The organism is Bacillus sp. (in: firmicutes) (genome assembly GCA_012842745.1).
Lineage (GTDB): Bacteria > Bacillota > Bacilli > Bacillales > Bacillaceae_J > Schinkia.
The window spans coordinates 315,096-336,936 of the sequence record DUSF01000035.1 but is presented as its reverse complement, the minus strand read 5'-3'; the positions used below and the strand labels follow the sequence as shown (position 1 = coordinate 336,936).

Sequence of the window (21,841 nt, the reverse complement as noted above, 5' to 3'; positions counted from 1 at the left end):
TTCACCTACTTTTAAATGTAGAACATATAGGCATCATGATTATTCCCTTCGTAATCAGCAAGATATTGAAGAGTAGTTGTATCTAATACTTCCTTAACTGCATCACGAATTTTTATCCATAACTCACGTTTTGCCGGTTCTTCATCCTCGAGCACTTCGACAGGACTAATCGGGCCTTCAAGCACTCGAATGATATCACCTGCAGTTATATTTTCGGCATCCCTTGCCAAAACATAACCACCATATGCACCGCGGATACTTTTTACTAAACCAGCATTGCGCAGTGGGGCAATTAATTGTTCCAAATAATGTTCAGACAAATCATGATCCTTGGCAATATTTTTAAGCGGAGTCGGCCCTTCACCATGTTTTTTCGCGAGCGCAATCATGATTGTTAAGCCGTAACGCCCCTTTGTAGAAATCTTCACATTTTTCACCTCTATAACATTTTCCGACACATCACAGTATAGTCATCGCTATTATAACATGAATTTATAAACACTTACATTGTTTGATATTTTATTTTAGGTAACTTTTGCTAAATAGCGTAAGCATTACAGACTGTTCGATGTTTCAGTTACGATATTGGCGCGTCTTTTTTCTATCCAGTTATTTATGATTTTTTGACACTGCGGCAACGCGAATCCTGTTACATGACCAATTGTTAAACAAAAAACAATCGTTCCAACCCCAACTGGTCCCCCTAGCATCCAACCAACAGTTAGTACAAGAACTTCCATAATAAAGCGTATCCATTGAACTTTCATTTTTGTTATTTGCATAATGACTAGCATAAGACTGTCTCTTGGTCCGGTCCCCACATTTGCTGAAACATAAATAGCCATTCCATAAGCCATAAAAATAATTCCGAGAGATAGCATCAAAAATTGGCCAACCATTGAAGCTGGCGTCTTTAGCCATGGTATTAATAAATACATATCAATAAAAATTCCACATAAAAGCATATTTAAAAAGGCGCCTAATTTCGGGAACGCTTTTGCCAAAATAGCTGAAGTGCTTAGCACAATAATTCCTACAAAAATGGTCCAGCTTCCGATTGTTAAACCAAATTGCTTATATAGCCCAATATGGAGCACATCCCATGGAGCACTGCCAAGGTCAGCTTGAATGACTAATACAATTCCAAAAGTCATGACCAACAGTCCTACTAAGTAAACAATCCATTGTTTCAAGTTAATCCTTCTTTCGTCTGAAAAAATGATGTAGATTATGATATTCTATCATGATACTGGAAAATTTGAAATAAATGAAAACCGATATGTGATAAAGTATACAATGAGGTGATGATGTTGTTATTTGATTTTTTAGTTGAGGAACCTCTTTCCTATCGGATGAGACCTCGTAATATAGATGAAATCGTTGGTCAAAAGCATATTATTGGAAAAGGAACAGCGCTGTACAAAATGATTCACAATGGCTATGTTCCATCTATTTTACTGTACGGACAGCCTGGTGTTGGAAAAACATCAATTGCCAAAGCAATCGCAGGTACAGTTCAACATCCGTTTGTAGCTATAAATGCAACGACTGCCGGAAAAAAAAATTTAGAGGATGCCGTTGAATTGGCTAAGGCAGACGGTAAGTTAATTTTATTTATCGATGAAATCCACCGCTTTAATAAAGCACAACAAGACTATCTTTTGCCACATGTCGAACGAGGATTGATTACTTTAATTGGGGCAACAACAGAAAATCCGTTTCATGATGTTAATCCAGCAATCAGAAGCAGATGTGGGCAGATTAAGGAATTAAAACCGCTTACTCCAGCAGATTTAGAGGAATTATTATCGCGTGCTTTATGTGATGAAGAACGAGGATTAGGAAAAATGAATATTAATATTTCCAAGGAAGCCATCCAGCTTATTTCTTCCACAACAAATGGAGACGCAAGATCTGCTTTAAATATTCTTGAAGAAGTTGTGCAAGCGGCAAAAGATAAAGATTCCGATTCTATTCATATTAATATAGAGTTAGTTAAGGAATGTGTCGAAAACAAAGGTTTTTCCCATGATAAACAAGGTGATCTTTATTATTCACTATTATCATGTCTGCAAAAGTCAATAAGAGGTAGTGATGTGTCAGCAGCCTTGCATTACCTTGCACGGCTCATTGAAGGTGGAGACTTAATTTCCATTTGTCGTCGATTAATGGTAATCGCTTACGAAGATATTGCTCTTGCGGCGCCAGAAGTTGGTGTTCATACAGTAGCAGCCATCAATGCTGTTGAACGACTAGGCTTACCAGAAGCAAGAATACCATTGGCAAATATTGTGATTGAACAATGCTTATCGCCAAAATCAAATAGCGCCTATAAAGCATTGGACTTAGCATTAGAGGATGTTAGAAAAGGCGCTATTGGTGAAATCCCTATCCATTTAAGGGATGCACATTATAAAGGGGCTCAAGTATTGGGCCATGGAATTGGTTACAAATATCCCCATGATTACCCGAATTCATGGGTAAAACAACAGTATTTGCCTGATAACTTGAAGGACAAGCAATATTATGTTCCAAAAGAAAGTGGGCATGAAAAACACTTTTCTAAGGTTTTTGCAAGATTAGAAGAGCTTAAGCATGGCAATGATAAGTGAATTGTGCTCAAAAATTGAAAAAGTATAATCATATAAAAATTGGGCCAAACTACTAAAAATACTATAGTAGGGAGTTGGCATAAAATGAAAGTAAGACAGGATGCTTGGTCACATGAAGATGATCTCCTTTTGGCGGAAACGGTATTACGGCATATTCGTGAGGGTAGTACACAGTTAAATGCGTTTGAAGAGGTTGGCGATAGACTAAACAGGACATCTGCTGCTTGCGGATTTCGTTGGAATGCAGAGGTAAGGAAAAAATTCCAGCAAGCAATGGAGCTTGCAAAAAAACAACGAAAAGAACGAAAAAGAGCCCTCGCTAAGCAAGAGGCACAACAACTACATACCGAACAAACTAAAAAACAAACTGTTCCAGTAGAGACCAATACAAATTTCAATCACGAGGTACCATCTACCTCATCCATTGCTACATACAATTATAGTAATAATATTGAAAATCAAGAAGTAACTAGACAAACAGATACAAAGGAAAAAATGGCAACGGGGATTGATATAGAAACCGTTATCTCTTATCTTTATTCGATTAAAAATACAGGGATAAACTCTCATATTCTACGGTCTGAAAATGAAAGACTTACTAGAGAGAATACGCTATTGTTGGAGGAAAAAGAAAAACTCACGAGAAAATTACAGCGAATACAAGAGGAGAATTCGATTATTGAGGAGGATTATCAGGCCTTAGTGCAAATTATGGACAGAGCAAGGCGAATGGTTTCATTCTCCGATGAAAGTATGAGTACACCACAATTTTTTCCTACTAATCATGAAAGTGATTTTGGACAAATTGCAAAATGAGGCTGAACATTCAGCCTCATTTCTTATTCTGATGCAACTCTATTAATTTTAATATCCTTCAAAATTTCTCTAACAACATAGGCACCCATAATTAAACCAGCTGTAGAAGGACAGAATGCATTGGAAGCAGGTGGCATTTTCGCCTTTCTTATTGGCGTATTCTCATCTGGGACAATCTCTTTTCTTATTTCTTCACGAATAACAATTGGACTTTCATCTGAAAAAACGACGGGAATCCCTTTATAGATGCCTTCTTTACGCAACTTCTGACGAACAATCTTAGCAATTGGATCTGTATGGGTTTTCGAAATATCGGCAATTGTAAAGCGAGTTGGGTCCATTTTATTAGCCGCGCCCATGCTTGAAATAATCGGGATGTTGCGTTTCAGGCATTCTTTCATTAAATGAATTTTGTACATAATTGTATCAGAGGCGTCAATTACAAAATCCAAACCGTATTCAAAAATTTGCTCATACGTTTCTTCTGTATAAAACATTTTTAAAGCAATAACCTCACACTCCGGGTTAATATCTGCAATTCTTTCCTTCATTAGTTCAACCTTTGGACGACCAATCGTTGATAATAAGGCTATTAATTGGCGGTTAACATTCGTAATATCGACATCATCCTTGTCTATTAAAACTAGTCTACCAACACCTGTGCGTGCTAATGATTCAGCAGCAAAAGAGCCGACGCCGCCAATGCCCAATACAGCCACCGTACTATTTTTTAGCTGCTCTAAACCTTCTTTGCCAAAAGCTAACTCATTTCTTGAAAATTGATGTAACAACATGTCCACTCTCCAAAACTTATGTAGTAATAATGTTTTTCCCTATTTTAATGCAATCATACTTATTTACTTTTCCAAAAATATTCCACTAAAAAACCCTAAGCAAGGTTGCTTAGGGTTGAACTGTTAATTTGTAAAGTCCCAATTCGTGTCGTCACTCGGCCTTTGTTTGAACCCGCATAATGCAGGTGGGTGCTTTGTTTCAAGGACTTGTGCTTCCTCTGGGCGGCAGAATGCCAGCTTCCGTATGAGGTATGTACGCGGCTTGAAAACTTCAAACTCCCTTAGTTTTAATGTTCGGTCAAAACTAATAGGTTAAATAACGTGCACCTCAGGACTTTGTAAGTAAATAGTAACATACATGCTTACTAATATCAATAAAAATTATGAAATCGTTTTACAACTTCACTTGTAAATTCAACTCTAATAATTGATCATGGCTCACATAGCCTGGTGCGTTTGTCATAATATCACTTGCGCTTGCCGTTTTCGGGAAGGCAATTGTATCGCGAAGATTTGTACGGCCAGCAAGTAACATAACAAAACGGTCAAGACCAATCGCAATTCCAGCATGTGGTGGTGTACCAAATTCAAATGCATCTAATAAGAAGCCGAATTGTTCACGTGCTTCCTCCTCTGGCATACCAAGAACTTTAAACATTTTTTCTTGAATATCACGCTCATAAATACGAGCAGAACCACCGCCAAGCTCGTAGCCATTTAGAACGATATCATAGGCTTGAGCGCGAACTTCACCTGGATGTTCGTCAAGTAAAGGTAAATCCTCACGTACTGGCATTGTGAACGGATGATGGGCAGCAAAGTAACGTCCTGCCTCTGGATCAAACTCTAAGAGCGGCCAATCAGTAATCCAAAGGAAGTTAAATTTATTTTCATCAATTAGTTGTAAATCTTTAGCAAGCTTTTGGCGAAGGGCTCCTAAGCTGTCGGCAACAACTTGTTTAGAATCTGCCACTAACAATAATAAGTCACCAGCTTCAGTTTCAAGTGTTTTTTGAAGTCCAGCCTGCTGTTCTTCGTTGAAGAACTTCGCAATCGGCCCCTTTAACCCGTCTTCTTCAACTTTAAACCATGCCAACCCTTTAGCCCCATAACGGCTTACATACTCTGTTAAGACGTCGATATCTTTTCTAGAATATTTTTCAGCTGCACCTTTTACATTTATCGCTTTTACTTGTCCGCCACCTGAAAGTGCATTGGCAAACACTTTAAATTCCGAATCCTTCACAATTTCGCCGACATCGACAAGCTCCATCGCAAAGCGTGTATCTGGCTTATCAGAGCCGTAACGTGACATTGCTTCATCATATGTCATGCGCGGGAATGGCATAGCAACATCGATGCCCTTAACTTCTTTTAATACGATTGCCATCATTTTTTCTATTAAAGCAATTAGCTCTTCTTTATCTAAAAATGATGTTTCAATATCGACTTGCGTAAATTCTGGCTGACGGTCGGCACGAAGATCCTCATCACGGAAACAGCGGGCAATTTGGTAATAACGGTCAATACCAGAAACCATTAATAATTGTTTAAAAAGCTGCGGTGATTGTGGCAGCGCATAAAATTGCCCTTCATGAACACGGCTAGGTACTAAATAGTCGCGAGCACCTTCTGGTGTGCTTTTTGTTAAAATTGGTGTCTCAACATCTAAAAAGCCGTGCTTATCTAGGAAATTACGGATTGTTGTTGATACTTGATGACGCATTTTTAATGTTTGGAACATCTCTGGACGGCGCAGGTCAAGATAACGATATTTTAAGCGCAATTCTTCTGAGGCATCAACATCGTCTTCAATCATAAATGGCGGTGTTTTCGATGCATTTATAATCATAACTTCTTCAGCAAGAATTTCAATTGTACCAGTTGGAATTTTGTTATTATAAGTACCCTCCGCACGGGCAACTACTTTTCCTTTAATATCTAAAACAAACTCACTTCTTGCGCGATCTGCTGTTTTTACATTTTCTTCTCCAGATACTTCTGGGCTAAAAACAACTTGTACAATCCCAGTGCGGTCTCTTAAATCGATAAAAATAAGCCCGCCTAAATCACGGCGTTTTTGCACCCAGCCTTTTAATTGGACTGTTTCACCAACATTTGCTTCTCGTAATTCTCCGCAATAATGACTTCTTCCTAACTCTGACATTTTCTTTTTTCCTCCTTAGCTTCTATCCAATAAATATTCAATAAAGTTTGTAAGCTTAACCTCTTCTTGTGTACTAGTTTCCATATCTTTTACATTAATTACACTTTTCGCTAATTCATCCTCACCAAGTACAGCAACATACTTTACGTTTAAGCGGTCCGCTGCCTTAAATTGTGCTTTTAATTTGCGGTCTTGGTAATCTTTGTCCGCTGTAAATCCCGCTTTTCTTAACTCATATAAAAGTGAAGCTGCTTTATCCTTTGCTGCATCCCCAAGGGCCACGAGAAAACAATCAAGCTTATTTTCAACTGGCAAGTGAATGCCCTCCGCTTTTAATGCTAACAGAAGCCTTTCAATACTTAGCGCAAAACCGATTCCCGGTGTTGGTGGGCCGCCAATTTCTTCAGTTAAGCCATTGTATCGGCCTCCCCCCATTAACGTTGTAATAGCGCCAAAGCCTTCTGCATCGCTCATAATTTCAAAAGCGGTGTGATTATAATAATCTAGGCCCCGTACTAAGCGAGGGTCAATTTCATAATCAATCCCCATATCTGTTAAATACAATTTTACTTTTTCAAAAAAGTTTCGCGACTCCTCGTTTAAATAATCTAATATCGACGGAGCAGATTTCATTAATTCATGGTCACGGTCTTTTTTACAGTCGAGAATCCGCATTGGATTTTTTTCAAGACGGCTTTGACAATCCCCGCAAAATTCACCAATTCTCGGCTTAAAGTGATTAATCAATGCTTCTCGATGTTCTTTGCGGCTCTCAAGGTCTCCTAAGCTGTTAATCACGAGTTTTAAATGTTTTAAACCTAGTTCACGGTATACATCCATTGCCAAGGCAATCACTTCCGCATCAATCGCCGGGTCATTGCTACCTAATGCTTCTACTCCAAATTGCACGAATTGGCGCCAGCGGCCTGCCTGTGGCCGTTCGTAGCGGAACATCGGACCTATGTAAAATAACTTGACCGGCTGATTCGATGCGCCAAACATTTTATGTTCAACAAAGGAGCGAACAGTTGGCGCTGTCCCCTCTGGTCTTAGCGTCATACTACGGCCGCCGCGATCGTCGAAAGTATACATTTCTTTTTGCACGATATCCGTCGTTTCTCCGACCCCTCTTTGGAACAGCTCTGTCTGTTCAAAGATTGGTGTGCGAATTTCACTATAATTATATTTTTTGCAAATTTCTCTCATGATTTGTTCTACAAATTGCCATTCTTCAACCACTCCTGGCAAAATATCCTGCGTACCGCGTGGAATGTTAATTGACATCTTTTTTACCTCCTATCTATACAAGCGTAAGCACCTGCGAAATAAAAAAACTCCCATCCCTACATTAAATGTAGGGACGAGAGTTTATTCCCGTGGTGCCACCCTAGTTAAAGCAGCTTATATTGCAATTATGGCTGCTTCCACTTGGTCAGTTAACGCCTGAAACGTCCATCTCCTACTAAGCACAGCCTTTCAGAGTGAAACCTCTTGAGTGTTCTTCACTAGGTCATCATAGAGAAATGCTTCCAGCCTATGGCATTTCCTCTCTATCCATGTGTTTCCTAATTACTTTTCTCCGTTATCGGTTTATTCGATAATTTTTGCATTGATTATTATGTTACGGATGAATACTTAGATTGTCAAGCTATTATTTATTGTTAATTCCGCTCTAGCTTTTTTTTCAAATTTCTAACTGTCCGTAGCGTGACTCCAAACTCTTGAGCTAATTCCATGTTCGTTGCTGATTGTTCTCCTTGGATAAAATCATGAAAATCAATGCCAAATAATTGGTTTGATGGATTGCCTGTGACTTCTCCTTTTGCACTATAACGCATCATTTCCATTCCCTTCATTATCACGTCTAATTATTTAGTCCTGTAATATCATGCCCATCATTAGCTAAATAATTTCACTTTTTGACGAGGTATTATGATTTTTGATGCATTGTCCAATCACTTTAGGAAGCAATCATCGACTGATGGAACAAGTTCATGATTTACTTTCAAGGATAATCGTAACAGGACCATCATTTATTAAAGAAACAGCCATCATTGCTCCAAATTGGCCTGTTTCAACATGCACACCTTTTCGGCGCAGGCAATCATTAAATTTTTCATATAAATTGTTAGCGTAATCTGGCTTTGCCGCTTCCATAAAATTCGGTCTTCTCCCTTTCTTGCAATCACCGTATAATGTAAATTGCGAAATTGATAAAATTTCTCCACCAACATCAAGTAAAGACAAATTCATTTTATCTTCCTCATCTTCAAAAATGCGCAAGTTTACGACTTTATCAGCAATATATTCGGCATCCTCGATTGTATCGGTATGTGTGATGCCAACCAAGAGCACTAACCCGGACTCAATTTTGCCGACAATTTCACCGTTTACTTGCACATTTGCTTGTTTTGAACGTTGTACGACTACTTTCATAAAAGATTCACTCCTTGTCTCAACATTTTTCTTACCTATTTCCACGAAACTGAGCTACTTTTCCACGAAACTAGCGGTTTATCCACGAATTAATTCCTTTTATCCACGAAACCAGCGGTTTATCCACGAATTGATTCCTTTTATCCACGAAACCAGCGATTTATCCACGAATTAAGATTTACACCACGGAAGAGGCGGCCGTGTACAGAACAGGCCGCCTTTCTTCTTAAATTATTGCATAATTCTCCTTACAGAATAAATATCAGGGATTTGTTTAATGCGATCAGCTATTTTTTGCAGGTGATTCACGTTTTGAATTGGAATCGAAATATCAATTGTGACTATCTTATTTCGGTCTGTTCGACCCGATACAGCTGTGATATTTGTTTTTGCCTCATTGACCGCTTGCAACACTTCATTTAAAAGTCCACGGCGATCATAACCGGTAATTTCAATATCGACATTGTATGTTTTTCCGTCCTCACCGCTTCCTTCCCATTCAACTGGCAAAAGCCGCTCCTTCGCTTCTTCCGTATGAATATTTGGACAGTCGGCACGATGAACAGATACGCCTCTACCCCTAGTAATGAATCCTAAAATGTCATCACCCGGTACAGGATTACAGCATTTCGATAATCTGACAAGCAAATTATCGACGCCTTTGACAACAACTCCAGTATCCTTTTTCTTTTTATGAGGGATGCTCTTTACTTCTGCAACAGCTTTTAAGAGCGATTCTTCAAGCTGCTCTTGTCCTTTTTGTCGACGCAGCTTTTCCGTTAATCTTGTAGCAATTTGGGCAGCCGTTATGCCGTTATAGCCGACAGCTGCATACATATCTTCTTCATTAGCAAAATTAAACTTCTCCGCGACGCGATTTAAATTTTCCGTTGTCAAGACGTCTTTGAGCTCCAAGTCATATTTTGAAATTTCTTTTTCAACTAACTCTCGGCCTTTTTCGACATTCTCATCACGGCGCTGCTTTTTGAAAAACTGACGAATTTTATTTTTTGCCTGTGATGTTTGGCAAATCTTAATCCAATCCTGTGAAGGGCCGAATGATTGCTTTGATGTTAAAATCTCGACAATATCGCCGGTTTTCAATTGATGGTCTAACGGCACCATCTTGCCGTTTACCTTTGCTCCAATTGTTTTGTTGCCAATCTCAGTGTGAATTCGATAGGAAAAATCAATTGGCACCGAGCCTCTTGGCAACTCATAGACATCGCCTTTTGGAGTAAATACAAAGACCATATCAGAAAACAAATCAATTTTTAGCGATTCCATAAATTCTTCAGCATCATTTGTATCTTGTTGCCATTCCAATATTTCCCTGAACCAAGTTAGCTTTTCTTGTAAATTTTCTTGATTTTCACTAATTTGCGTTCCTTCTTTATAAGCCCAGTGAGCCGCAATTCCATACTCAGCAATATGGTGCATTTCAGTTGTGCGAATTTGAACTTCTATTGGGTCACCCTTAGGGCCGATTACAGTTGTATGCAGCGATTGATACATATTCGCCTTTGGCATCGCGATATAATCTTTAAACCGTCCAGGCATCGGCTTCCAGCAAGTATGAATCACACCTAGGACAGCATAACAATCCTTAATGCTCTCAACTAAAACTCGGACTGCCAGTAGATCATAAATTTCATTAAATTGTTTGTTTTGGAGTACCATTTTTCGATAAATGCTATATATATGTTTTGGGCGGCCTGAGATATCTGCTTTCAAAAGAACTTCATCTAAACGCTTGCGAATTTCGTCGATAACCTCTTTCACCTGGTTTTCACGTTCGACCCGCTTATTTTTCATTAAGTTGACAATTCGATAGTACTGCTGCGGATTCAAATACCTTAATGCCGTATCTTCAAGCTCCCACTTAATCGTTGAAATCCCAAGACGATGGGCTAAGGGTGCAAATATTTCAAGCGTTTCATTGGAAATTCGCCTTTGTTTTTCAGGAGGTAAATGCTTCAATGTTCGCATGTTATGGAGACGGTCAGCAAGCTTAATCAAGATAACGCGAATATCCTGCGCCATCGCAATAAACATTTTTCGGTGGTTTTCTGCTTGTTGGGCTTCCTTCGATTTATATTTGATTTTTCCAAGCTTTGTGACACCATCGACTAGCATCGCTACTTCTTTATTGAATTCATTTTCTATATCTTCCAATGTAATATCTGTATCCTCAACAACATCATGAAGAAATCCTGCTGCAACTGTCACAGGGTCCATTTCCAGTTCAGCCAAAATTCCAGCAACTTGAATTGGATGGATAATGTAAGGTTCACCTGACTTGCGATATTGGTCATGATGTGCCGCTTCTGCATATTTATAAGCAGACTCAACGAACGCTACATCTTCTTCAGGTAAATAGCGCCTTGTTAGGTCTAAAACTTGGTCAATTGTTAATACTTGTTCATTAGCCATTAAAAATCACCTAATATTCTATCACGATTAGAAAACTCTCTTATTTTATCTATTATCATGAAAGAAACCGATAATGTAAAGTGTTATGAAAAATTAAAATGAAGTTCAATTTAAAAAGAAGGAGTACCCAAACGGGCACTCCATATACTTTCTTTAATATTCCATTAATGTTAATACATCATAGCCTTTTAACTTCGAACGACCCTCTAAATAGCTAAGTTCAACTAAAAAGGCTAAGCCTGCCACGACGCCGCCAAGCTGCTCGACTAAGCGAATCGTCGCCTCCATCGTTCCACCAGTTGCTAACAGATCATCTGTTATTAATACGCGCTGGCCTGGTTTGATGGCATCTTTGTGCATTGTTAAAACATCTTTTCCATATTCAAGTCCATACTCAACACGGATAACTTCCCTTGGCAGTTTCCCTTCCTTACGAACTGGGGCAAAACCGATTTCTAATGCATAAGCAACAGGGCAGCCTACAATAAAACCACGCGCTTCTGGACCAACGATTAAATCAACCTTTTTCGTCTTCGCATATTGTACAATGTCATCAACTGCTCTTTTAAAGGCAGGACCATTATCCATGAGCGGTGTAATATCCTTGAATTGAATACCTTTTTTTGGCCAATCAGAAACTAATGCAATGTAATCCTTATAATTCATGAAACTACTTCCTCCTCTACTATACGGGACGTTCGAATAACTTGGTCAAACCAATCTTTTAACGACTGATAAGAAGAATACACCAATTCCGCTTCCATCTTTAATAACTCTTGCTTTCGACTATAAATTTTCGATGATTCAAAATCCCTTTTCACAGGATTTTTTACTAGTGAAATAAAACCATTTTCTATTTTAGCAAATTCTAAATCAAAAAACACCTGTGTCATAAATTGAATCGTTTCTTTTGACCAGCCTTTTTTTCTAGAAAGCGCATCCGCATACTTAACTATATTAAATGGCTGCTGTTTTAATAAAAAGCTATAATACCATTTAAAATGCTCCCGTGTAGGTAATGTACTAAAAAAATGCTCCTCTTCATGGTCAAAAACAGCATAAATTCTTTCTGGCGCCAACTCTAGTAAAAGCTTTTTCAAAATAAGCGATTCATGCGGCAAATCTAGTAATACAAGTGATTTGCAATTTTTATCAATTTTGTCGAGACTATTCTTTTCATCTACAATGATAATCTGGTTTTTTAAGTCTTCTAATTGTAAGCGAGAAATCGTCTTCTCTCGAAAAGCGATGAAAGAGAACTGATTAATTTCAAAGCCGTCAAAATGTTTTTTTATTTCTTTTTTTCCTCTTAAATCGAACAGCTGCCATTCATCCACACAAGCATCCTTCAGCATAAATTGTGGTTTTCTGAAACCGTTCCATTCATTAATGGACAGTTCACCAACCACTTTTAAGCTTGACAATGATGAGATTTCATCTGCCAAATGGCCAAAACCAAAGCCAACCGCATCTAAAACATGACCATCCTGTTCAAAAATCATCTTCAAATGGTTCGCTTGACTGCCAATTTTGCGAATTTGCTGTAGTGAAATATCTTCAATACAAACGACAGGTTTTGAATTGCCAACACCAAATGGGGCAAGCTCATATATTTCCTCGATTGTTGCAAGGCTAATTTCAGTAAGACTACAGGTTAAGTCAATATTCATTAAAGGTGTAAAATCATCTTCCTTTACTATTTCACGAGCAAAATTATTTAGTCGTTTCCGTAATATTTCTACGTCTTTAATCGCCAATGTCATTCCAGCAGCCATTGCATGACCGCCAAAATGAGAAAGAATATCCCGGCATTTCGATAGATTTTCAAACAAATCGAAGCCTTGGATACTTCTTGCCGACCCTTTTGCTACACCTTTTTCATGGTCAATGCTTAAGACAATTGTCGGGCGATAATACTTTTCGACTAGTCTTGAGGCAACAATGCCGATTACCCCTGGATTCCAGCCTTCCTTAGTAAGGACGAAGACAGCATGTTCATCAGGCGAAAAATTTCTTTCTACCTCATTAATTGCTTCCTTCGTAATTTCATTCACCAATTGTTGCCGATCGCGATTCACTTCATCAATTTCTGCTGCAATCATGTCTGCTTCTTCATTAGAGTCCGTCATTAATAATTCAACAGCAGGATCAGCGGAGCCTAGGCGGCCTACAGCATTAATGCGCGGCCCGATAGCAAAACCGATTGTTTCTTCATTAATTTCTTTATCTTCCATGCCAGCTACTCTCAAAAGGGCTCTTAGGCCTGGATTTGTTGTATTTTGTAGCGCTTTTATTCCGAAGCTGGCAATTAAACGATTTTCATCCTGCAACGGCACTAAATCAGCAATCGTCCCAATTGCCGCAAACTCAAGTAAATGCTTTGGCAAATACCCTAATAAGGCATGGGCGACTTTAAAAGCAACACCAACACCCGCTAATTCACCAAATGGGTATTTGCTCCCTTGTTTACGTGGGTGAATAATCGCAAACGCATCTGGAAGCTCAGGCGACACTTCATGGTGATCAGTAATAATCAAGTCAATGCCTAACTCCTTCGCTACCTGCGCTTCATGGATGGCCGAAATGCCATTATCAACAGTAATAATAACTTGATAGCCCTCATCTTTTGCCCACCTAAAAGCGGCTTCGTTAGGTCCATAGCCTTCAGAGAAACGATTGGGAATATAAAAATCAACCTTTGCCCCCTTTTCTTCTAAAGCCTTCACCATAACTGTTGTACTTGAAACACCATCGGCGTCATAATCGCCGTAAACAAGAATTTTTTCATTATGTTCAATCGCCCGCTCTATTCTAGCAACAACAATTTCCATCGAATCTAATAAAAACGGGTCATGAAAACCGTTTACATCTTTAGTTAAAAAAGCATGTGCATCTTCAATCTTTTCTATGCCTCTATTTATTAAAAGTCTAGCAACAAGAGGGGTAATGTTAAGATTAGAGACCAACTCTTGCACAATCGTACTACCATCACTATCTTTAATAATCCACCGATTTTTTGAATATAACAAAAAAACCACTCCTTAACCTATTAAGTATACTAGACAGGCATGAGGAGTGGCAATTGTAAAAAAAGGAGTCCCTTCACGTAGAAAGAGACTCCTTTTAATTACACTAAATTTATACTTGCGGTTCTGGATCCACGTCAGTTTCTTTTGGCTTAGACTTTGTTTTTCCTAAAGATTTCGCTTTCCAAACTAACCATAATTGGGCCGCAATAAAGATTGATGAATATACTCCTGCAACTAATCCAACTAATAAAGCAAACGAGAAGTTGCGGATTGATTCAGCACCAAAAATATACAATGCTGCTGTTGCAATGACAACAGTTAAAACAGTGTTGATCGAACGACCCATCACCTGGATTAAGCTTTTATTGACGATTTCCGCTAAATCATCATATGTTTTCACACGTTTCTTTAATCTCATATTTTCACGAATTCGGTCAAACGTAACAATCGTATCGTTTATTGAATAACCAACAATCGTTAAAACCGCGGCAATAAACGTTAAATCAACCTCTATCCGTAACATACTAAAGACAACAATAATGAAGAAAGCATCATGGAGAAGCGAGATAATCGCAGCAAGTCCGAAACGCCATTCAAAGCGGACGGCAACATAAAGAACAATTCCGAGAGATGCAATCATAATCCCCTTGAAAGCATTTTTAGCTAACTCTTTCCCAACGGTAGGTGATACCGTGCTAATATTCGGCTCAGCCCCATATTTATCATGGAAATGTGCTTTCATTTTGGCGATTTCTTCTTTTGAAAGAACACCAACAAAACGGGAGATGCTCATTTCATTATTATCACCAGCAAGCGTAATATCTTCGGCATCATAGCCTAACGCAGCAAATTCTTTTTGGAGAATGTCCTTCGTTAATTTATGTTCAGGCGACTGAATCTCAACCCGTGTACCACTGGCAAAATCAATACCAAGATTTAACCCCATTGTTAAAAGGAGAATTGTACCAACAACAACCATTGCGCCAGAAAAGAAGAAATACTTTCGATGGTGCTTAATAAAATCTAGCTTCGCAAATGGTCCTTGAACAACAAGTTCCTCTTCATTATATTCATTGATGTCGCGAATTTGGCTCTTTTTCACGCCAAACCAGCCTGGCTTATTATTTAATAAACGGCTGTTTACCCATAGTTGTAATAAAATCCGCGAGCCCCAAACGGCTGTAAGGAAGCTGACTAAAATACTGATAATCAACATTGTCGCAAACCCTTTAACAGAGCTTGTCCCGTAGATGAATAAAACAACAGCTGCAAGAATTGTTGTTACATTCGCATCAAGAATCGTTGAGAACGAGTTTTTACTACCGGCACGAAAAGCAGACATGATTGATTTTCCTGTTCGAATCTCTTCTTTTATCCGTTCATACGTGATGATGTTGGCATCTACGGCCATACCAACCCCTAGGATTAAAGCCGCAATACCAGGTAATGTTAAAACGGCATTCATCGCATCAAATACGAGCAGGATTAACCAAATATAGATGCTTAACGCAACAACCGCAATAAAGCCTGGGAAACGATAATAGAAAAGCATGAACAGATAGATTAAAGCAATTCCAATTAGACCTGCAAAAATAGTATCTTGTAATGCTTTTTCACCAAATGATGCCCCAATCGATGTTGAGAAAATTTCATTTAATTCAACTGGTAGTGACCCTGCATTCAATAAATCCGCTAATTGCTTCGCTTCATCAATTGTAAAACTACCGCTAATCATGACATCCTTTGTATTTAAAACCTCTTTTACATTAGCGTTTGATAAAAACTTCGGTTGTCCATCTGTTTTCTGAATTTCAGATACAAAAGAGTCAACGCCTTCTTCAAAATCTAACCAAATAACTAATTGATTGTTTGGTTTCATATCCAATATATGCTTTGTAACTTGACCGAATTTATCTGCATCTTTAAGTGTCAGCGATACAACCGGCTGATTATTTTGATCAAATGATTGTTTAGCCCCTCCTTCTTGTAAATCCGCTCCATCTAATAATTTTTCGTCAAGTACATCCCTAAATGTCAGCTTCGCTTGTGTAGAAAGAATTTCACGTGCTTTTTCTTGATCTTTCACACCTGCCAACTGAACGCGGATGCGGTCATTTCCTTCAATTTGAATATTAGGTTCACTTACACCTAAAACGTCAATCCTTTTACGCAAAGCACTAACCGTACTTAATAATAGCTCACGGTCTACTTTTTGATTTTCGATAATTGGCGTTACTTCATATAAAATTTCAAATCCACCTTGAAGATCCAGTCCCAGTTTAATGTCTTTCAACGTTTTATCCGTTGTGAAACCCATCGTACTTCCAAATAACAGGACGATCAGGAAAAATGCTAAAATCCGTCCTCTTTTAACCATAGACGCTCCTCCTTCAAACATGAAAACAACGGGATTTCATCCCGTTTCACAAGCATAAATTTATATTTAAAAATAATTTCAATATGTCCATTATAGAAAACTGGCATAAGATATGTCAATTTGTTCTGTCAACAGTTGTTTCAAACTCAGCAAAAAAATCAGGTCCTTTATAGGCTTCGATTGTTAAATAGCTCATATAATCACCAATTTGAAGTGATAAAATATCGGCGACAACCTCGTGGAGAAGTTTATCTTCCTTTTTCCTCCATTTTTTGTTTTGTAAACAATCCCATATTCCCTGCAATGAAACACGATCATACCCAAGCAAACGAAATTCATCCATTTTACTTTCTACAACTGGCAGCACTTCATCTTTGTAAAATTCAACAGGCTGTTTTTCAACCTCCATTTTTCCGCCCCCTCATCTATAATCCAATAATAAACTTGTCATGCTTGCCCATACATTGTGCATATAAATTATTGTACCGAATATCGTAGCAATTTTGAAGGTAGGGGCTTTAAATGTCTAATAGATATAAACAAAGTTTTTTACGAGGGACTTTGATTTTAATTTTAGCCGGGCTAATTACCCGTTTTCTTGGATTCGTGAATCGCATCGTTGTTGCAAGAATTATGGGTGAAGAAGGCGTTGGACTTTACATGATGGCTTTGCCAACCTTCCTTTTAGCGATTACGCTGACACAATTAGGCTTACCTGTTGCCATCTCAAAGCTTGTTGCCGAGGCAGATGCAAAAGGAGATCAGCGTGCGATAAAAAAAATCCTCGTTGTTTCACTAGCGATTACAGCTGTAACAAGCATCATTTTTACAACGGGCATGATTGCTCTTACACCGCTTTTATCTAATACACTGTTAACAGATTCGCGTACATATTATCCATTAATCGCAATCTCGCCTATTGTTCCGATTATTGCTTTATCATCGGTGTTGCGCGGCTATTTTCAAGGGCTGCAAAATATGCGGCCAGCAGCGTATTCACAAGTAATTGAGCAAATCGTTCGCATTGCTTTAGTCGCGGTGATTACGAAAGCGCTTTTACCCTATGGTGTAGAATTTGCTGCTGCAGGGGCGATGATTTCCGCCGTCATTGGTGAGCTAGCATCGCTACTTTTTATGCTAACAATGTTCAAAATGAAAAAACAAATAAAAGTGCGTCGTCATTTTTTCCAACAAATAAAAGCAGGCAAACGTACATTAGATGATTTGTTAAGAATTGCTTTACCGACGACAGGAAGCAGATTAATTGGATCGATTTCTTATTTTTTTGAACCAATTGTTGTTTCACAAAGCTTAAGTCTAGCAGGTGTGGCAACTGTCTTGGCCACAAAACAATATGGTGAGCTTACAGGATATGCCATCCCCGTTTTATTGCTCCCATCCTTTGTAACAACATCCCTGTCCGTTTCCTTAGTGCCAGCGATAAGTGAAGCAGCGGCAAGAGGGCAAACGCTCATGATTGAACATCGCTTACAGCAAGCGTTACGATTAACTTTAGTAACAGGTGGCCTATCGATTGTTATTTTATATGTATTTGCGACACCGATTATGGAGCTAATGTTTAACACGACAAAATCAGCTATTTATGTCCAACTGATGGCACCTTTTTTCCTGTTATCCTATTTCCAAGGCCCACTACAAGCAACATTACAAGCACTTGACCTTGCAAAAGCGGCAATGATTAACAGCTTAATTGGGGCGTTTGTAAAAATTGCCGCCATTTTTGCTTTTGCCTCAAGACCTGAATTTGGTATCATGGGGGTAGCAATCGCGATTATTCTCGGAATGTTACTTGTTACATTGCTTCATTTCGCAACAGTAATTAAAGCAATAAGCTATACATTTTATGTGAAAGATTATGCGAAAAGTATTGTAACAATGGTTGCCTCAGGAGTTATCGGCAGTTTTGTTTTTAAGCATACCCTAGTCGATGCGTCACTATCTTTGCAAACTTTTACGGCAATCATCGTGACCGCTATTGTATATTGCTTTTTGCTCGCCATCTTTCGCTTAGTATTAAAAGAAGAAATTAACCGGATACCGTTAATCGGTCCGAAAGTAGCGATGATTTTCCCAAGCAAAAAAAAGTAAGGCAGCTTTTCTACTAGCAAGCCTTACTTTCGTTATTTATCATCCTTCATATCAACAAAAAGCTCACCATTATCATCAATCGTGCAATAAAAAATATTTTTTATATCCTTGTAGCCTAACTTTCTGAGTTCCTGTCTAAGCCATAAGTTTGTTCTATGAATCCTTTTCAACTGATCTTCTTGAATCATACCATCTTTAATTAGCGGAAACGGAATATTAATCGCTTGATTTGTTTGATTATATTTATCCTTCTCAAATACGGATAGCTTCCCAGTTGTTTCGAGGATGGCAAATTCAACATCAGCAACGTTTTTTATATCCTTTTCACGGAGCTGTGTCAAGAGGTCATCAAGATTATAGCGCTGCTTCCGCATCTCTTCCTCATTAATTTGCCCTTGGTCAACAATGGCAGATGGTTTGCCATCTAAAGCATCCCGCAATTTTTGGCTTTTTAAAGAAAGGATTGACAAAGAAAGCTGGATAAATAGCAATAAAAACATCGGCAAAATCGTGATGAATAACGGTTTATCAGGCTTTTCGATTGCCACTACAGCCATCTCACCAATCATTATAAAAACAATTAAATCTAACAGACTTAACTCGCCGATTTCTCTTTTCCCCATTAATCGAAAGATAATGACCAGTAACAAATATAAGAATAGCGTTCGCAAAACGACCGTCCAAAGTTCCATCTTCCACCGCTCCTTATCAAACACTACTTTTTATCTTCATGTTAGTTTGAGCGAAAGGATTGGAAACATAACGCGAATGTTTTTCCATTTTTTTATTGTCTAGCTACAGCGCCCAGCGACTAGTGGACTTCGCTAAACGGGCGCTTCCGCTTTTCCTGTTCTAAAATTTGTCCCACTGAATAAGTTTTTAATAAGGGTGAAACAACCTCAGTGAACTTGTAAGGGGGCAGCAAAATGGCAAAAAACTCATTTTCGGCAATATTATCTGGGGTCATCACGACCTTTATCATTGTTCTCGTATCTAGTCTCGTTTTATCATTATTACTACGTTTTACAAATGTACAGGAATCATCTTTAACTTGGGTTATTTTAATATTATCTTTCCTAGCATTATTTATCGGCGGATTTGTTTCCGGTGGAAAAGGGAAGCAAAGAGGCTGGCTCGTTGGTGCTGGAACAGGATTACTTTTTTCTTTATTAGTTTTTCTTATGCAATTTTTAGGATATCAAACAAGTTTCTCCATTGAGCAAATGGCCTATCATCTCGGCTATATCATTGTCGCTTTGTTAGGTGGGGTCATTGGAGTTAATACAGCGGGCAGAAGAGCTTAAAAGAGACAGTGGAACAAGAGGGGCACGAAACCTGCCCCTCTTGTTCCACTTAAATTTTAAATTTATGAATCTCTTCTTGAAGATTTTCTGCCATTTTCGCCAATTCATGTGAACTAGCGGAAATCTCTTCAACGGTTGCCGATTGTTCTTCTGCTGCTGCTGATACTTGTTCTGTTGCTGCGGCTGTTTGTTGAATAATACCCGAAATTTCATGAATCGAGCTTAATACATCTTGGGCATGTTGATTGATTATTTGGAGAATTTCTTGTGAATCTTTTACCCCTCTTTCCGTTTCTTTGGCTTGGCGAACAATTAAATCAAGTGCTTCTTCTCCTTTTTTGATAATATCCACTTGTTCTTCAACTGCATTAAGATTGCTTTCCATCGCTCCGACAGTAATAACCGTTTCAGCTTGAATATCTTTAATTAAGTCCGTAATTTTGCCAGCAGATTCACTTGATTGCTCGGCAAGCTTGCGTACTTCAGCAGCAACAACAGCAAAGCCTTTGCCATGTTCACCTGCTCTAGCTGCTTCGATAGCAGCGTTTAAAGCGAGCAAATTCGTTTGTTCAGCAATTTGCGTAATAACGGTAATAATGCCGCCAATTTCTTCGGATCGTTTGCCAAGCTTTTGGATCGAATCGGTAGCATTGGCAACCGTCTTTTTGACCGTACTTAAATGATGAATCGCTTCTTGTATTGCCGTATTTCCATGATGAGCAGTCATCGTTGATTGTTTGGCATTTTCGAGTGCTTTTGTCGATTTGTCATTACCTTCGGCAGCCTTTTTAACCGTCTCGTTCATTTTTGTTAAGATATTGCTTATGTAATCAGTTTGGTGTGTTGCCCCTGATGCCACTTCATTAATCGTTATCGCAATTTGGTTTGAAGATTTTTCCGTTTGATCGGCACTGGCAGACAATTCCTCCGCAGAAGCTGCTGACTGTTCGGCACTAAGCTGTACTTGTTTAATCATGGTTCTCATGCTTTTAGTAATATGATCGAAGCTATGGGCAAGCGTTCCAATTTCATCTTTTCTAGTTAAAAGCTGTTTAGGCATATCGTAAGAGAAGTCACCTTGAGCCAACTGCTCACCATGAGCAACAGATGCTAAGATTGGTTTTATAATCGCCCGTTTTATTAGAAGATTTCCCGCTACAGCAATTCCGATTGCAATAATAAGAGAAAGAATGATATTTTTTACGGCAGATTTATAAGCGATGTCAATATAAGGTTTCTCTAGTAAAGCAGTTCCAAATACACCGATGACTTTCCCATCTCTGTTATTTATAGGTATATATGCAGCCTGCATCCACTCGCCAACGACATTTGCCCTACCTGTATATCTTTCTTTTTTCCCTATAACAGTATTTTTTACTGCATCTGATACTTTCGTATTGATCGAACGATTTCCACTTTCATCTTTTAAATTTGTTGCAACTCTAGTTTCACCATGGAAAATGCTAACAGTGTTTCCTCCCGTTTCCTCACCAATATGATCAATTAACTCATGATTTCCATCTATTTTAATATTCCCTTTATAAAGAAAACCATTTCTGCTCTCCCAATCTCCTGGATAAGCAACATCAATAAGAGTGTATGATAATTCCAAATCCGATAAAATTTTTTGTTGTGCAGATTCAATTAAACTATTTTTCGTTCCTATATAACTAATAATTGACAAAAGTACAGCCAAGAAAAAAATACTCCCCAGCATTCCGCCAATAATTTTTGAACTTAACCCTAGCTTCATATTTCCTACAC

Annotated in this window: 18 protein-coding genes, 1 other RNA gene and 1 other annotated feature; of the genes, 4 read left to right on the top strand and 15 right to left on the bottom strand. The window is 38.5% G+C overall.

Features of this window, described 5'->3' with window-relative positions; translation table 11 throughout:
* Positions 1 to 11: 11 nt before the first annotated feature.
* On the bottom strand, positions 12 to 428 hold the full coding sequence (locus GX497_06685) for an Rrf2 family transcriptional regulator (GenBank protein ID HHY72899.1): 417 nt from the start codon (positions 426 to 428) through the stop codon (positions 12 to 14).
* Between the two features lie 126 nt (positions 429 to 554).
* Entirely contained in the window at positions 555 to 1,223 is a 669-nt protein-coding gene (locus GX497_06680) for a YitT family protein (protein ID HHY72898.1), read from the bottom strand.
* An 84-nt stretch (positions 1,224 to 1,307) separates the two neighbouring features.
* On the opposite strand from GX497_06680, the gene GX497_06675 reads away from it, so the two are divergent.
* Together GX497_06675 and GX497_06670 are read left to right on the top strand one after the other, a co-directional pair.
* Positions 1,308 to 2,612: a replication-associated recombination protein A gene (locus GX497_06675; GenBank protein HHY72897.1), complete on the top strand. Its 1,305-nt coding sequence runs from the start codon at positions 1,308 to 1,310 to the stop codon at positions 2,610 to 2,612.
* Between the two features lie 84 nt (positions 2,613 to 2,696).
* Entirely contained in the window at positions 2,697 to 3,428 is a 732-nt protein-coding gene (locus GX497_06670; protein HHY72896.1) for an RsfA family transcriptional regulator, read from the top strand.
* Positions 3,429 to 3,451: 23 nt separating this feature from the next.
* On the opposite strand, the gene GX497_06665 is transcribed toward GX497_06670, so the two are convergent.
* The 11 genes from GX497_06665 to GX497_06615 form a co-directional block, all read right to left on the bottom strand.
* Positions 3,452 to 4,219, bottom strand: coding sequence for a tRNA threonylcarbamoyladenosine dehydratase (locus GX497_06665; protein HHY72895.1), 768 nt, complete (start codon positions 4,217 to 4,219; stop codon positions 3,452 to 3,454).
* 134 nt (positions 4,220 to 4,353) lie between these two features.
* Positions 4,354 to 4,560: non-coding RNA, 6S RNA (gene ssrS / locus GX497_06660), on the bottom strand.
* A 56-nt stretch (positions 4,561 to 4,616) separates the two neighbouring features.
* Entirely contained in the window at positions 4,617 to 6,389 is a 1,773-nt protein-coding gene (aspS, locus tag GX497_06655) for an aspartate--tRNA ligase (GenBank protein HHY72894.1), read from the bottom strand.
* Between the two features lie 15 nt (positions 6,390 to 6,404).
* Complete coding sequence (locus GX497_06650; protein ID HHY72893.1) at positions 6,405 to 7,673, bottom strand: histidine--tRNA ligase; 1,269 nt, start codon at positions 7,671 to 7,673, stop codon at positions 6,405 to 6,407.
* A 69-nt stretch (positions 7,674 to 7,742) separates the two neighbouring features.
* Positions 7,743 to 7,984, bottom strand: a binding site (T-box leader).
* 66 nt (positions 7,985 to 8,050) lie between these two features.
* The gene (locus GX497_06645) at positions 8,051 to 8,227 is read right to left on the bottom strand and encodes an RNA polymerase subunit sigma-70 (protein ID HHY72892.1); all 177 of its coding nucleotides are present in this window, start codon (positions 8,225 to 8,227) and stop codon (positions 8,051 to 8,053) included.
* A gap of 154 nt (positions 8,228 to 8,381) precedes the next feature.
* Entirely contained in the window at positions 8,382 to 8,825 is a 444-nt protein-coding gene (locus GX497_06640) for a D-tyrosyl-tRNA(Tyr) deacylase (protein ID HHY72891.1), read from the bottom strand.
* A 231-nt stretch (positions 8,826 to 9,056) separates the two neighbouring features.
* The gene (locus tag GX497_06635; GenBank protein ID HHY72890.1) at positions 9,057 to 11,258 is read right to left on the bottom strand and encodes a bifunctional (p)ppGpp synthetase/guanosine-3',5'-bis(diphosphate) 3'-pyrophosphohydrolase; all 2,202 of its coding nucleotides are present in this window, start codon (positions 11,256 to 11,258) and stop codon (positions 9,057 to 9,059) included.
* 153 nt (positions 11,259 to 11,411) lie between these two features.
* A complete protein-coding gene (locus GX497_06630; GenBank protein HHY72889.1) occupies positions 11,412 to 11,924 on the bottom strand; it encodes an adenine phosphoribosyltransferase in 513 nt (170 codons plus the stop codon).
* Positions 11,921 to 14,287, bottom strand: coding sequence for a single-stranded-DNA-specific exonuclease RecJ (gene recJ / locus GX497_06625; GenBank protein HHY72888.1), 2,367 nt, complete (start codon positions 14,285 to 14,287; stop codon positions 11,921 to 11,923). Before recJ ends, GX497_06630 begins: the two co-directional genes overlap by 4 nt.
* Before the next feature lie 109 nt (positions 14,288 to 14,396).
* Entirely contained in the window at positions 14,397 to 16,664 is a 2,268-nt protein-coding gene (gene secDF / locus GX497_06620) for a protein translocase subunit SecDF (protein ID HHY72887.1), read from the bottom strand.
* A gap of 115 nt (positions 16,665 to 16,779) precedes the next feature.
* Positions 16,780 to 17,073, bottom strand: a complete 294-nt coding sequence (locus GX497_06615) for a histidine kinase (GenBank protein HHY72886.1) — start codon at positions 17,071 to 17,073, stop codon at positions 16,780 to 16,782.
* Between the two features lie 113 nt (positions 17,074 to 17,186).
* Here GX497_06615 and spoVB point away from each other — a divergent pair, with 113 nt between their 5' ends.
* The gene (gene spoVB / locus GX497_06610; protein HHY72885.1) at positions 17,187 to 18,773 is read left to right on the top strand and encodes a stage V sporulation protein B; all 1,587 of its coding nucleotides are present in this window, start codon (positions 17,187 to 17,189) and stop codon (positions 18,771 to 18,773) included.
* 32 nt (positions 18,774 to 18,805) lie between these two features.
* Here spoVB and GX497_06605 read toward each other — a convergent pair whose 3' ends face one another.
* Positions 18,806 to 19,465, bottom strand: coding sequence for a DUF421 domain-containing protein (locus tag GX497_06605; protein HHY72884.1), 660 nt, complete (start codon positions 19,463 to 19,465; stop codon positions 18,806 to 18,808).
* Between the two features lie 234 nt (positions 19,466 to 19,699).
* Between GX497_06605 and GX497_06600 the strand changes: the two genes are divergently transcribed.
* Complete coding sequence (locus tag GX497_06600; GenBank protein ID HHY72883.1) at positions 19,700 to 20,077, top strand: TIGR04086 family membrane protein; 378 nt, start codon at positions 19,700 to 19,702, stop codon at positions 20,075 to 20,077.
* A 49-nt stretch (positions 20,078 to 20,126) separates the two neighbouring features.
* Here GX497_06600 and GX497_06595 read toward each other — a convergent pair whose 3' ends face one another.
* Entirely contained in the window at positions 20,127 to 21,830 is a 1,704-nt protein-coding gene (locus tag GX497_06595; GenBank protein ID HHY72882.1) for a methyl-accepting chemotaxis protein, read from the bottom strand.
* Between the last annotated feature and the right edge of the window lie 11 nt (positions 21,831 to 21,841).